This is a genomic window from Actinomycetospora sp. NBC_00405, assembly GCF_036044095.1.
GTDB lineage: Bacteria > Actinomycetota > Actinomycetes > Mycobacteriales > Pseudonocardiaceae > Actinomycetospora > Actinomycetospora callitridis.
This window is the reverse complement of record NZ_CP107938.1, coordinates 4,380,160-4,393,749: the sequence shown is the minus strand read 5'-3', so window position 1 is coordinate 4,393,749 and position 13,590 is coordinate 4,380,160. Positions and strand designations below refer to the sequence as shown.

Genomic DNA, 13,590 nt, shown 5'->3' with positions numbered 1-13,590 from the left:
CTCGTGTAACCGCCCGGAAACAGCTCCCCCGCAGCGTGGGGGCATGCCCGCGACCACCACCGGGGCGGCCACCCCGGTGCCGACCCACTGCCCGTACTGCTCGCTGCAGTGCGGGATGACGCTGACCCCGCGGGAGCAGGGTGCCGGCCCGGTGCTCGAGGTGGCGGGCGCGAACTTCCCCACCAACCGCGGCGGGCTCTGCGAGAAGGGCCTGTCGTCGGCCGAGCTGATCGACCACCCGGACCGGCTGACGACGCCCCTGGTCCGCGACCACCGCGACGCGCCCTTCCGCGAGGCCACCTGGGACGAGGCCTACGACCGCATCGCGACGGCGCTGACCGTCGCCCAGGAACGCCACGGCCGCGACGCCGCGGGGCTCTTCGGCGGGGGCGGGCTGACCAACGAGAAGGCCTACCAGGCCGGCAAGTTCGTGCGGGTCGCGCTGCGCAGCGCGTCGATCGACTACAACGGCCGCTTCTGCATGTCGTCGGCGGCCGCCGCGGCGACCAAGGCGTTCGGGATCGACCGCGGGATGCCGTTCCCGCTGGCCGACATCGCCCGCGCGGACACCGTCATGCTCGTCGGCTCCAACCCGGCCGACACCATGCCGCCGGCGATGCGCTGGTTCGCCGCCGGCGTCGAGCGCGGCGCGCGCCACCTCGTCGTCGACCCCCGCTACACCGCGACCGCGGCGACGGCCGACGTGCACCTGCAGCCGGTGCCGGGGACCGACCTCGCCCTGGCCAACGGGCTGCTCCACCTCGCGATCAAGCACCGTCTCGTCGACGCGGGCTACGTCGCCGAGCGCACCACCGGCTGGCCGGCGGTGCGGCGCGCGATGCGCCAGTACTGGCCCGACCGCGTCGAGCGGATCACCGGCGTCCCGGTGCGGGTCATGGAGCGCGCGGTGCACCTGCTCGCCGAGTCGCGGGCCACCATGATCCTCTCCGCGCGCGGCGCCGAGCAGCACGCGAAGGGCTCGGACACGGCCCTGGCCTGGATCAACCTGGCGCTCGCCCTCGGTCTGCCCGGCCGCCCGTCCTCCGGGTGGGCGACGATGACCGGCCAGGGCAACGGCCAGGGTGGGCGCGAGCACGGACAGAAGGCCGACCAGCTGCCCGGCTACCGGATGCTCGCCGACCCCGCCGCCCGCGCGCACGTCGCCGGCGTCTGGGGCATCGACCCCGACGAGCTCCCGCAGCCCGGGGTGTCCGCCTACGAGATGCTCGACCGCCTCGGCACGCCCGGTGGTGTGCGGGCGCTGCTGGTCATGGCGTCGAACGTCGCGGTCTCGGCGCCACGGGCCGCCCACGTCCGGGAACGGCTCGCCGACCTCGACTTCCTGTGCGTCTCGGACCTGTTCCTCAGCGAGACCGCCGAGCTCGCCGACGTCGTCCTGCCCTGTGCCCAGTGGGCCGAGGAGGAGGGCACGATGACCAACCTCGAGGGGCGCGTCCTGCGGCGACGCCGGGCCGTCGAGGCCCCCGACGGCGTGCGCAGCGACCTCGTCGTCCTCGCCGAGATCGCCGACCGGCTGGGCCGTGGGTCGTTCTTCGACCGCGAGCCCCGTGCCGTGTTCGACGAGCTCCGCCGGGCGAGCGCGGGCGGGAAGGCCGACTACGCGGGCATCAGCTACGAGCGCATCGACGCCGAGCGCGGCGTCTTCTGGCCCTGCCCCGCCCCGGGAGACGACGGAGTGGCTCACCCCGGCACGCCGCGCCTGTTCCGGGACGGCTTCGCCACCCCGGACGGGCGCGCCCGCTTCCACGTCGTGCACCACCGCGACGCCGCCGAACCGCCCGACGACGAGTACCCGTACCGCCTGACGACCGGGCGCAGCCGGGCGCACTACCAGTCCGGCACGCAGACCCGGCGGACCAAGGCTCTGCTCGACGCCGAGCCCGAACCGGTCGTCGACATCCATCCCGACCTGGCCGCGCGGCTCGGCGTCACCGACGGGAGCGACGTGTCGCTGCGCACCCGGCGCGGGACGGCGCGGATGCGCGCGCGGCTCTCGCCGGAGATCCGTCCCGACACCGTCTTCGCCCCGTTCCACTGGTCGGGCGGGGCGACGATCAACGACCTCACGAACCCCGCCCTCGACCCGACGTCCCGGATGCCCGAGTTCAAGACCTGCGCCGTGGCCCTCGAGGCCGCGGAGTCCACCCACGGAGAGGACGCCGACACGTGATGACCACCCCGCGATTCCTGCAGGGCGCGTTCGAGTTCGAGGGGCACGGGCTGGCCAAGCCCGCGCTGCTGGACCCGAGCCTGAGCTACACCGTGCCCGAGGGGGTCACCGGCCAGGTGCTCTACGTCCGCGCCGGCAACTCCTCCGACGAGCTCGTCTCCGTCCTGCTCGCCTTCGACGGCGCGCCGTCACGGTGGCTCCCGGTCGGCGCGAGGAGCGACATGCACGTCTCGCTTCGCGTCGTCGAGGACCTCCTCGCTGGCAGCACCGTCGAGATCCATTACTCGGCGCCCGAGGGTGCCACCGGCACCCTCGTCGTCGACTGCGGACTGGTGGAGGTCTAGGGGTGACGCAAACCGCGGAACGACCGGAGACCGAGCAGGAAGGCTCCTCGCAGAGCCGCCTCGTGGTGGTGGGCAACGGCATGTCCGGGGCCCGGGCACTGGAGGAGATCCTCGCCCGCGGGGGCGGGGACACCTTCGCCATCGAGGTCTTCGGCGACGAGCCGTACGGCAACTACAACCGGATCCTGCTGTCCGAGGTGCTGGCGAACGCGGCGGGCAAGGCCGTGGACGACGAGGACGCCGACGGGGAGGACGAGCTCTACCTCAACCCCCTGGACTGGTACGACGAGAACGGCATCACGCTGCACGCCGGTGTACGGATCGTGCGCATCGACCGGCACGCCAAGGTCGTCTACGGCGACGACGGGTCGGTGACGCCGTACGACACGCTCGTCCTCGCCACCGGCAGCCGCTCGTTCTTCCCGCCCATGGAGGGCATGTGGGCGTCGAAGACCGAGCTCACGCGTGGGGTGTTCGGGTTCCGGTCGCTGGACGACGCGACGTCGATGCTCGCCCACATCACGGAGCACCGGACCGCGGTGGTCATCGGCGGCGGACTGCTCGGGCTCGAGGCGGCCGCGGGGCTGCAGGCGCACGGGGTCGCGGTGCACGTCGTGCACCCCACCGAGGTGCTGATGAACCAGCAGCTCGAGGCCGAGGCGTCGAAGGTGCTGCGCTCGAAGCTCGAGGACATGGGCATGCACCTGCACCTCGGGGTGAAGACGAACGAGATCCTGACCGACCACGGCCGGGTCTCCGGGGTCCGCTTCACCGACGGCTCCGACCTCGCGTGCGACATGGTCGTCGTCACCGCCGGCATCCGCCCCAACATCGGGCTCGCGATGGTCTCGGGGCTCGAGACGCAGCGCGCGATCGTCGTGGACGACAAGCTGCGGTCGGTCGACGACGACTCGATCTTCGTGGTCGGCGAGTGCGCGCAGCACCGCGGCGAGGTCTACGGCGTCGTCGGGCCGTTGTGGGAGCAGGCCGCGGTCCTCGCCGACGTCGTCACCGGAGCGAATCCCGATGCCGAGTACCACGGCTCGCGGCTGGCGACGAAGCTCAAGGTCGCCGGTGTGGACGTCGCGCAGATGGGCGTGAAGGTCCCCGAGAGGTCGTCGGACGAGTTCGTGCAGTTCTCCGAGACCGGGCGCGGCGTCTACCAGACCGTCGTCATCCGCGACGGCACGCTGATCGGCGCGACGCTCGTCGGCGACGTCAGCAAGGTCGCGGCGCTGACCCAGGCCTTCGACAGCCGCTCGGCGCTGCCCGAGGAGCGCATCAAGCTGCTCTTCGACCTCGGCAGTGCCGGCGACGCCGCGAGCGCCGCCGACCTCCCGGCCGACACCCAGATCTGCAACTGCAACGGCGTTTCCAAGGGCGACCTCGTCGCCTGCGTCCACGACGGCGCCGAGTCGGTGTCGGCGTGCATGGCCGCGACCCGGGCGGGCAAGGGCTGCGGCTCCTGCAAGGGGCTCGTCAAGGAGGTCGTCGAGGCGGCGCTCGGGGGCGCGGGCGTGGAGGACCCGGCAGACAGCTACTACGTGCCGGGCATCCCCCTGGACAAGCCGACGCTCATGGCCGAGATCCGGTCGCGGGGCCTGACATCGGTCTCGAGCGTGTTCGCCGAGCTCGCCCCGGACGGGAAGGAGCACGTCGGCTCGAAGATGGGCCTCACCGCGCTGCTGCGGATGATGTGGCCCGACGACCACGTCGACGAGCGCGACGGCCGGTTCATCAACGACCGGGTGCACGCCAACATCCAGCGCGACGGCACGTTCTCGGTCGTGCCGCGCATGTCCGGCGGCGTCACGAGCCCCGACCAGCTGCGCCGCATCGCCGACGTCGCCGACAAGCACGAGATCCCGATGGTGAAGCTGACCGGCGGTCAGCGCATCGACCTGCTCGGCGTCCCGAAGGAGAAGCTGCAGGAGGTCTGGGCCGACCTGGACATGCCCTCGGGCTGGGCGTACGGCAAGAGCTTCCGGACGGTGAAGACCTGCGTCGGCACCGACTTCTGCCGGTTCGGGCTGGGGGACTCCACGCGGCTCGGGATCGACCTGGAGGAGCGCTACAAGGGCGTCGAGGGGCCGGCGAAGATGAAGCTCGCCGTCTCCGGATGCCCCCGCAACTGCGCCGAGTCGATGGTGAAGGACGTGGGTCTCGTCGCCGTCGAGAGCCAGGAGGAGGGGCAGGACTGCCGGTGGCAGATCTACGTCGGCGGCGCGGCCGGGGCGACGATCCGCAAGGGCGACATCCTGGCCACGGTCGACTCCCACGAGGAGGCGCTGCGGATCACCGGGCGGTTCCTGCAGTACTACCGCGAGAACGCGAACTGGCTCGAGCGCACCTACGACTTCGTCCCGCGCATGGGACTCGACCACCTGATCGGCGTGGTCGTCGACGACGTCGAGGGCATCGCGGACGAGCTCGACGCGCGCATGCAGGAGACCGTCGACCGCTACGCCGACCCGTGGGCGACCGACCGGACCGAGGCGACGCCCGGCCAGTTCCACGACGCGCTGCCGCTGGTGCCGCTCCCGCAGGTGCCCATCAGGACGAGCTCGAGCCGGGACGGCGTGTCGTCGTGAGCAGCACCGAGGAGGCCGTCGAGGTGCGTCTGGGCCCCGTCGACCGCATCCCCCTGGGTGAGGGGCGGGCGTTCCTCGTCGGCGACGAGCCCGTGGCCGTGTTCCGGCCGCGCTCGGGCGGGCTCCACGCGCTGCGGGCGATCTGCCCCCACCGCGGCGGGCCGCTCGCCGACGGGCTCCTCGACGGCGAGGTCGTGATGTGCCCGCTGCACAACCACCAGTTCTCCCTGGTCGACGGCTCCTGCGCGACCGGCGCCGACGACGTCACGGCCTATACGGCGACCGAGGAGGACGGCGAGCTGGTGGTCCGTCTGGGCTGACGCGCTCGTGGGGGCAAAGAATGGGCGCCATGCCGACCGTCGACCGCTTCTCCGACGAGATCGTCCTGCACACCGCGGCCTTCGCGGACGCCGTGCACACCGCAGGCCCGGAGGCGCGGGTCCCGTCGTGCCCGGACTGGTCGGTGCGCGACCTCGCCGAGCACCTCGGCGCCGTGCACCGCTGGTGCGCCGGCACGGTGTCCCGGCCCGGCGAGAAGCTCGTGCGCCGGGGGCCCACCGACCCGCCGATGCCGGCCGCCGACGACGAGATCTCGACCTGGCTCCTCGAGGGCGCCGCGACGGTGACCGCGGCGATCCGCGCCGCCGGCGAGGACACGGTGGTCGGTGGCTTCGGGACCATGGTCCCGGTGTCGTTCTGGGCGCGGCGACAGTGCCACGAGACGCTGGTGCACCGCATCGACGCCGAGCTCGCGGCCGGCGGTCCGGTGCTGGCGGGCGTCGACCCGCTGATCGCCGTGGACGCCGTCGACGAGCACCTGGCGATCATCGCGATGGGGGCCGGGCGCCGTCCCGAGCTGCGCGCGGACGGCGCGACGCTGCACCTGCACGCGACGGACGAGGGTCTGGACGGCGCCGGCGAGTGGGTGGTGACGCTCGGCGCCGAGGGCCCGGTGATCGAGCACGCGCACCGCAGGAGCGACGCGGCGGTGCGCGGTCCCGCGAGCGCCCTGCTCACCGTGCTCACCGGCCGCGAACGCCCCGAGGACGCCGGTGTCGACGTCCTCGGGGCCTCGGAGCTGCTCACGCTGTGGCGTGAGCAGGGGGCCATGTAATTGGAGCGACGGAGCTACAGCGACCCGGTGAAGACCGCGTGCTCGTGGTCGAACGAGGGCACCACGTCGACCTGGGCCTCGCCCGCGTCGGTCGTCGTGGAGAACGCGACGTCGTAGGTCAGGCTGCGGCCGGGCTGGAGCTGGTTCTGCGGGGGCAGGCCCATCTCGCTGTCGAAGACCTGGGAGGCCGGGGCGCCTGCGGTCGACATCGCGACCGACAGCAGGGTCGGGTCGAAGGCCTGGCCGGTGTTGTTGGTGACGCGAACGGTCACCTGGAACGCGTGCGGGTTGGTGTTCCCGGCCGCGTAGCTGGAGGGGTCGTAGGCGGTCGGCCGGTCGACGGTGACGGCCAGCCCGTCGGCGTAGGTGAAGGTCTGGCCGAAGCCCACCGCGGACGTGGCCGGGGCCGAGGTGCCGGAGGTGCCGGGCGTGCCGGAGGCGGCCGGGGTGGTGGCGCCGATCGCGGACAGGTCCTCGCCCAGCTGGGTCACGGCGTTGGCGACGATGACCATGCCGGTGATCCCGAGCGCGACGGCCAGCACGCAGGCCACGACGCCGCTGACGGCCGTCCTGGTGTTGGTGGCGGCGCGGCGACGGGCGCGCTGCACGCCGACGAGGCCGAGCACCAGGCCGACGACCCCCAGCAGGATCGCGCCGATGCCGAACAGCGGGATCAGGCCGACCACCAGGCCGCACAGGCCCAGCACCAGCCCCGCGATGCCGAGGCCGTTGCGCGGCGGGACGGGCGGCTGGGGCATCCCCGGCGTGCCCGGCATCCCCGGCGTGCCCGGCATCCCCGGCGTGCCCGGCATCCCCGGCGTGCCCGGCATCCCCGGCGTGCCCGGCATCCCCGAACCCGGCGCCATCCGGGGCGCCGGCACCGCCGCCGCGCGGGCGGCGTCGAGCGCGGCCCGCGGGATCGGCATGGTCGGCGGCTCGACCGGCGCCGAGGTCTCGGCGGGAGCGCGGTGACGCGGCGGCTGGACGGTGGTCATCGTGTGCGTATCCCCCGACGAGATGCGTGGTGCCCGCCGGATGGCGGACCTGCCGCTGATGTCGTCGGGGGCGACGATCCGTTAGCGCCGTCACCGGAACGAGTGAACGCTCGCTCAGAGGGTCAGCACGAGCTTCCCGAACGTCGAGCCCTTCTCGAGCTCGTGGTGCGCGGCGGCGGCGTCCTCGAGCGGGAACGTGCCGGCGATCCGGACCGTGAGGACGTCCTCGTCGATGAGCCGGGCGATCCCGGTGAGGGCGACGCCGTCGGGCTCGACGAGGAAGTCGGTGACCCGCTTGCCCTCGGCGTGCGCCCGCTCGGTGAGGCCCTCGGGCACGCCGGAGGGCACGCAGACCAGCAGGCCGCCGGGGCGCATCACGGCCAGCGAGGTGGGGCCGTTGATCTCGGTCAGGTCGACGGCGACGTCGATGTCGCCCGTGGCCTCGGCGACGTCCTCGGTGCGGTGGTCGATCGCCTCGTCGAGCCCGAGCGCGACCAGATCGGCGTGCTTGCCGGCCGAGGCGGTGCCGATGACGTAGGCGCCGCGGGCCTTCGCGATCTGCACCGCGAGGTGGCCGACGCCCCCGCCGGCGGCGTGGATCAGCACCCGCTGGTCGCGCTGGACGTCGGCAGTGTCGACGAGGATCTGCCAGGCGGTGAGGGCGGCGAGCGGGGTCGCGGCGGCGGTCACGTCGTCGACGTCGTCGGGGATGCGCGCGAACTGGCGGGAGGGGCCGGTGACGTACTCGGCGTAGCCGCCGGCCTGCCGCGGGAACCAGGGCATCCCGTACACGCGGTCGCCCACCGCGAAGCGCGTGACGCCCATGCCGACGGCGTCGACGACCCCGGCCACGTCCCAGCCGACCGTGAACGGCGGCGCGGTCATGTCTCCGCCGGCTGAGCCGAGCCCGGCACCGCCCGCGCGGACCTTGGTGTCGACGGGGTTCACGCCCGCGGCCGTCACGCGGACCCGGATCTCGGTGGGGATGGGCTCGGGCACCGGGGCGTCGGTGAGGTGCAGGACCTCGGGCCCGCCGGCGGTGTCCTGGGTGATCGCGCGCATCGTCGTGGGCATGTCCCCCGCGTGCCCCGGGACCGCCGCGGGCACACCCCGTCTGCGCAGCTCCGCTTCGCTGCGTGCGTCGCGAGCAGGCCGGGAACGCGCCGGACCCCGTCGGTAAACTGGGTGTCATGGTGCAGTCCGAGCCCGGCACACGCGTGCCCGAGAAGCCGACCCTCGACGGCCTCGAGGACCGGTGGGCGCGCGTATGGGAGGACGAGGGCACCTACGCGTTCGACCGCACGGCCACGCGCGAGCAGGTGTACTCGGTCGACACCCCGCCGCCGACGGTGTCGGGGTCGCTGCACGTCGGGCACGTGTTCAGCTACACCCACACCGACATCGTCGCCCGCTTCCAGCGGATGCGCGGCAAGCAGGTCTTCTACCCGATGGGCTGGGACGACAACGGCCTGCCCACCGAGCGCCGCGTGCAGAACTTCTACGGCGTGCGGTGCGAGCCGAGCCTCCCCTACGACCCGGACTTCACCCCGCCGGAGAAGCCCGGGAAGCAGCAGGTCCCGATCTCGCGCAAGAACTTCGTCGAGCTCTGCGAGACGCTCACCGCCGAGGACGAGAAGGCGTTCGAGGAGCTGTGGCGCCGCAACGGCCTGTCGGTCGACTGGTCGCACGGCTACCAGACCATCGACGCCCGGGCCCGCGCGATCAGCCAGCGCGCGTTCCTGCGCAACGTCGAGCGCGGGCAGGCCTACGTGTCGATGGCGCCGACGCTCTGGGACGTCACGTTCCGCACGGCCGTGGCGCAGGCCGAGCTCGAGGACCGCGAGCACACCGGCGCGTGGCACCGGGTCGGCTATCACGGTGATGCGGGCGACGTCTTCATCGAGACCACGCGACCGGAGCTGATCCCGGCGTGCGTCGCGCTCATCGCGCACCCCGACGACGAGCGCTACCAGCCGCTGTTCGGCACGACGGTGCGCTCGCCGCTGTTCGACGTCGAGGTCCCGGTGCTCGCGCACCCGGCGGCCGAGATGGACCGCGGCGCCGGCATCGCCATGTGCTGCACGTTCGGCGACCTCACCGACGTCCAGTGGTGGCGCGAGCTCGACCTGCCGAACCGCACGGTGATCAACCGCGACGGCCGGCTCCTGCGCGAGACGCCCGAGTGGATCACCTCGGAGATCGGCCGGCAGCGCTACGAGGAGCTCGCGGGCGCGACGGTGCACACCGCCAAGGAGCGGATCGTCGCGATGCTCACCGAGACCGGCGAGCTCGTCGGCGACGTCCGTCCCGTCACGCGCCCGGTGAAGTTCTTCGAGAAGGGCGACAAGCCGCTGGAGATCGTCTCCAGCCGCCAGTGGTACATCCGCAACGGCGGGCGGGACGCGGCCGTGCGCGACGAGATGATCGCCCGTGGCCAGGAGCTGCAGTGGCACCCGGGCTACATGCGCCACCGCTACGAGGACTGGGTGCGCGGCCTCAACGGCGACTGGCTGGTCAGCCGCCAGCGCTTCTTCGGGGTGCCGGTGCCGGTCTGGTACCGGCTCGACGCCGACGGCGAGGTCCTGCCCGACGAGGTGCTGACGCCCTCCGACGACGCCCTGCCCGTCGACCCCTCGACCGACCTCCCGCCCGGATTCACCGCCGACCAGCGCGACGTCCCGGGCGGGTTCACCGGCGACCGCGACATCCTCGACACGTGGGCGACGTCGTCGCTGACCCCGCAGATCGCCGGGCTCTGGAGCATCGACGACGACCTGTTCTCGCGGGTCTTCCCGATGGACCTGCGTCCCCAGGGCCACGACATCATCCGCACCTGGCTGTTCTCGACGGTGCTGCGCAGCCACCTCGAGCACGACAGCCTGCCCTGGGCACACACCGCGCTGTCCGGCTGGATCCTCGACCCGGACCGCAAGAAGATGTCGAAGTCCAAGGGCAACGTCGTCACGCCGATGGACCTGCTCGTCGAGTTCGGCTCCGACGCGGTGCGCTACTGGGCCGCCAGCGGGCGTCCCGGCGTCGACACCGCGTTCGACCGCGGCCAGATGAAGGTCGGCCGCCGCCTGGCGATGAAGCTGCTCAACGCGTCGAAGTTCATCCTCGGCGTCGGGGTGCCGGCCGGGGAGCCGGACCTCACCGCGGTGTCGATGCCGCTGGACCGCGCGCTGCTCGCCCGTCTCACCGAGGTGGTCGAGAAGGCGACGACGGCCCTCGACGGCTACGACTACGCGGTCGCGCTCGAGGCCACCGAGCAGTTCTTCTGGTTCTTCTGCGACGACTACCTCGAGCTGGTCAAGTCCCGTGCCTACGGGGAGTTCGACGAGGCCGGACGCGACTCCGCGCGCGCCACGCTCGCGGCCGCGCTGCGGGTGCTCCAGCGGCTCTTCGCGCCGGTGCTGCCGTTCGTGGCCGAGGAGGTCTGGTCGTGGTGGCAGGAGGGCTCGGTGCACCGCGCGCCCTGGCCCGACATCCACGAGCTGGCCACCTCCGCGGAGGCCGACCCGCAGGTCCTCGAGGTCGCGTCCGACGTCATCGGGAGCATCCGCCGGGCGAAGTCCGAGCAGAAGCTCTCCATCCGCACCGAGGTCGAGAGCCTCTCGGTGCAGGCCGCGCCGGCGGCGCTCGAGGCGCTGCGTGCGGCGCTCGCCGACGTGCGGGCCGCCGGGCGGGTGCGCGACGTCGAGCTCGTGGTGTCCGCGGACGGCGAGCTCGTCACCACCGTCGGCGCCCCCACCGGCTGACCTCCCCGTGGACGACCTCCTCGACTGGGTCGACGATCCGGACGCGGGCTGGAGCGTCGGCACGTTCGGCGCGCTCGCGGAGTTCCTGCGCGACCCCGACGAGCCCGCCGACGTGGTGCACGCGGCGCGTCGGGCCTCGGTGGTCACGCCGCGCGGGGGCGTCGCCGTCGCGCTGACCGACGACGTCCTGGCGGTCGCCTGGGAGCGGCGGGCCGGCGAGAGCTGGAGCCAGGCCGTCGCGCTCTGCCTGCTGCTGCCCTCGGGCGGACGGTCGGTGATCACCGAGCTCGGGCCCGACGAGGATGCGCTGCGCGCCGGGGACCGCGACGCGGTGCTGGTCGACCTCGGCGTCGGCGCGCCGCACCTCGAGGCCTGCGTGCGGACCGGCGACGCGTCGCTGCTGGCCGAGCTCCGAGCGGTCGAGGGGCGGCCCCTCGCGGAGGCCGGGCACCTGGCCACGGCGCTGGTCGAGGCCGGCCCGCACCGGGTGTTCCGCACCGGGATCGCGCGGCTCGAGGTGTTCACCCCGATCCCGCCGCCGACCGGCGCCAGCCCGGACGGGCCGCACACCCACCTGCTGCCGCGCCTGCTCGCACGCGGCCGGACGCACGCGGCGACGGACCCGATCCCGGCCGGGCACGCGCCGGGCGCGACCATCCATCTCCCGCACCCGACCCGAGCCGTCGACGGGCGACGCGTCCCGACGCGCGCCGACCGGCACCGCCGGGGCCAGGAGATGCTGGCTCGGTTCGGCGACCCGGCGGTGGTGGCGGCCAAGGCGGCGGTCGACGATGCGCTGGCGACGTCGACGGAACCGCCCGCGTGGGCGCTGGGACGGGAGTACCGGGCGGCGGTGGAGCTGGCGCTACGGCAGTGCGAGGAGCTGTCGCCCGGGCATCCCCACGTCCAGGCGTGGCGACGACACGTCCCACGGGAGCGGGTGGACGGCGGGTCCGACGGTGCTGATCAGCCGCTCACCCACGACCCCGCCCAGTAGTGATCGGGCGGGCAGGCAGCGGAGGGGCTCAGTCCTGGAGCTCGGACTGCGGCGTGATCGCGAAGCGGAACTCGTCGCCGTCGCCGCGCTCGGCGTCCGGGACGCGCTCGACGTCGAGCACCTTGTCGTCCAGGGCCGACGCGGCCTGGGGCTCGAGGAAGATGACGGCGCCGCCGCCCTCGAGCACGGTGTCGTCCGCCGCAGGGGTAGGTGCCACGGAGAGCTCGAGGCCCTCCTCCGCCATGTTGGGCGTGGCCGCGATGCGCAGACCCGACCCTTCAGGCATCTCATTGGTCTCGAGGATGGTCGAGATCGCCTCGGCCGCCGTCTCCGTCAGTGCCAGCATGCCTCGTTACCATACGGATCACGGATTGGTCACGCACGTGGATGCGCGTGCCGTCACGCGACCGAATCCCCAGCTCAGGCCAGAACGACTGCCCGAACACGGAGGGGAACGACCGAATGGCCCTCCCGGTGAGCCCGGACCCCACCGATCGGCGCGCGGCCGTACTCCGAATGCTCGACGCGTCACCGGACGGCCTCTCCGACGCCGCCCTCGCCCGGGCGCTAGGCGACGGCACCCGCCCCCAGACGGTCAACCAGCTCTGCCGGCGCCTGGTCGCCGAGGGTGCCCTCGAACGCGTCGGCACCCGTCCGATCCTCAACCGGCGCCCCACCCCTCCCGCCCGCCGGCGGGGTCGCAAGACGGCCGCGCCGAGCGCTCCGGACCCGTCGCCCGGTGCGCCGCCCACGGAGCTCCGTGCGCGCGGGACCGGCAGCCGCCGGACGGGGAAGGCCACGCCGGCGACGAGCGGCCGCACGGCCGGAGACGTCACGACCCCCGCACCGAACGCTTCGAAAACCGAAGCATCTCCCGCAGCGCCGCCGACCCGGGCGTCAGCCCGGTCGAAGAACGGCCGCCGGACCGCCGACGTCACCGCTCCCACGCCGAACGCTTCGAGAACCGAAGCGTCTTCCGCGAGGGAAGCGACCTCAGAGCCGCAGAACACGTCCCCCGAGCCGGCGAAGCCGAAGGGGCGCAAGCAGAGCACGGCCGAGAGCGCGGCACCCCAGGCCGACGCCGTCCAGGCCGAGCCGGCCCACGAGGGCCTCACCCCGGCGCCGACACGGACCGCACCCGTGGCACCGACCTGCGGGCCGCCACCGTTCGACGTGCTGCAGGCCTGGTCGCGGGTGGCGAACGTACAGGCGCTCGTCGCGGACTGGCTGGTGCGCCGGGGGGCGACGCTGCGGTCGGCCACGCTCGACGGGCAGGGACCGACCCGCGACCTCGTCGCGTCTCTCGACGGCGACGACGTGCACGTGGAGGTCACGGGATGGCCCGCGGACGGCGCGCGGACCCATCCGACGACGATCGCCGGCGACTGGTTCTCCGGCGCCGAGCAGGCGGCGGCACAGCGACGTCGCGCACACCCGAAGGCGCGCATCGTCATCGCGCTGCCCGACACGCGGCGCTACCGCAGCCTCACCGAGCAGCGCGCGACGTCGTTGGCGGGCGCGGGGGCCGAGGTGTGGTTCGTCGACCCGGCGGGGTCGATCCACGCCCGGTGAGGCTTGCCTACCGGTTCACGCCGGGCGG

The 13,590-nt window shown here is 73.5% G+C and carries 11 protein-coding genes; 8 read left to right on the top strand and 3 right to left on the bottom strand.

What is annotated here, in order from left to right:
* Nucleotides 1–43: 43 nt before the first annotated feature.
* The 5 genes from OG774_RS21665 to OG774_RS21645 are packed head-to-tail and all read left to right on the top strand — an operon-like array spanning nt 44 to nt 6,240.
* Entirely contained in the window at nt 44–2,191 is a 2,148-nt protein-coding gene (locus tag OG774_RS21665) for a molybdopterin oxidoreductase family protein (protein WP_328304244.1), read from the top strand.
* The gene (locus OG774_RS21660; protein ID WP_328304242.1) at nt 2,191–2,535 is read left to right on the top strand and encodes a molybdopterin oxidoreductase; all 345 of its coding nucleotides are present in this window, start codon (nt 2,191–2,193) and stop codon (nt 2,533–2,535) included. Before OG774_RS21665 ends, OG774_RS21660 begins: the two co-directional genes overlap by 1 nt.
* Nucleotides 2,536–2,537: 2 nt before the next feature.
* Entirely contained in the window at nt 2,538–5,126 is a 2,589-nt protein-coding gene (nirB, locus tag OG774_RS21655; RefSeq protein WP_328304240.1) for a nitrite reductase large subunit NirB, read from the top strand.
* Nucleotides 5,123–5,446, top strand: coding sequence for a Rieske (2Fe-2S) protein (locus OG774_RS21650; RefSeq protein WP_328304238.1), 324 nt, complete (start codon nt 5,123–5,125; stop codon nt 5,444–5,446). Before nirB ends, OG774_RS21650 begins: the two co-directional genes overlap by 4 nt.
* A 29-nt stretch (nt 5,447–5,475) precedes the next feature.
* Nucleotides 5,476–6,240, top strand: a complete 765-nt coding sequence (locus tag OG774_RS21645) for a maleylpyruvate isomerase family mycothiol-dependent enzyme (protein WP_328304236.1) — start codon at nt 5,476–5,478, stop codon at nt 6,238–6,240.
* Between the two features lie 14 nt (nt 6,241–6,254).
* On the opposite strand, the gene OG774_RS21640 is transcribed toward OG774_RS21645, so the two are convergent.
* Both OG774_RS21640 and OG774_RS21635 read right to left on the bottom strand, forming a co-directional pair.
* Complete coding sequence (locus tag OG774_RS21640; protein ID WP_328304234.1) at nt 6,255–7,235, bottom strand: hypothetical protein; 981 nt, start codon at nt 7,233–7,235, stop codon at nt 6,255–6,257.
* Between the two features lie 114 nt (nt 7,236–7,349).
* The gene (locus OG774_RS21635; protein WP_328304232.1) at nt 7,350–8,309 is read right to left on the bottom strand and encodes an NADP-dependent oxidoreductase; all 960 of its coding nucleotides are present in this window, start codon (nt 8,307–8,309) and stop codon (nt 7,350–7,352) included.
* A gap of 116 nt (nt 8,310–8,425) precedes the next feature.
* Here OG774_RS21635 and valS point away from each other — a divergent pair, with 116 nt between their 5' ends.
* Both valS and OG774_RS21625 read left to right on the top strand, forming a co-directional pair.
* A complete protein-coding gene (gene valS / locus OG774_RS21630; protein ID WP_328304230.1) occupies nt 8,426–10,993 on the top strand; it encodes a valine--tRNA ligase in 2,568 nt (855 codons plus the stop codon).
* Between the two features lie 7 nt (nt 10,994–11,000).
* Entirely contained in the window at nt 11,001–11,990 is a 990-nt protein-coding gene (locus OG774_RS21625) for a DUF6925 family protein (RefSeq protein ID WP_328304228.1), read from the top strand.
* A 28-nt stretch (nt 11,991–12,018) separates the two neighbouring features.
* On the opposite strand, the gene OG774_RS21620 is transcribed toward OG774_RS21625, so the two are convergent.
* The gene (locus tag OG774_RS21620; protein ID WP_274196328.1) at nt 12,019–12,336 is read right to left on the bottom strand and encodes an adhesin; all 318 of its coding nucleotides are present in this window, start codon (nt 12,334–12,336) and stop codon (nt 12,019–12,021) included.
* Nucleotides 12,337–13,130: 794 nt separating this feature from the next.
* Here OG774_RS21620 and OG774_RS21615 point away from each other — a divergent pair.
* Nucleotides 13,131–13,562 carry a hypothetical protein gene (locus OG774_RS21615; protein WP_328304226.1) on the top strand — a complete coding sequence of 144 codons (432 nt, stop codon included), beginning with the start codon at nt 13,131–13,133 and terminating at the stop codon, nt 13,560–13,562.
* Nucleotides 13,563–13,590 lie beyond the last annotated feature (28 nt).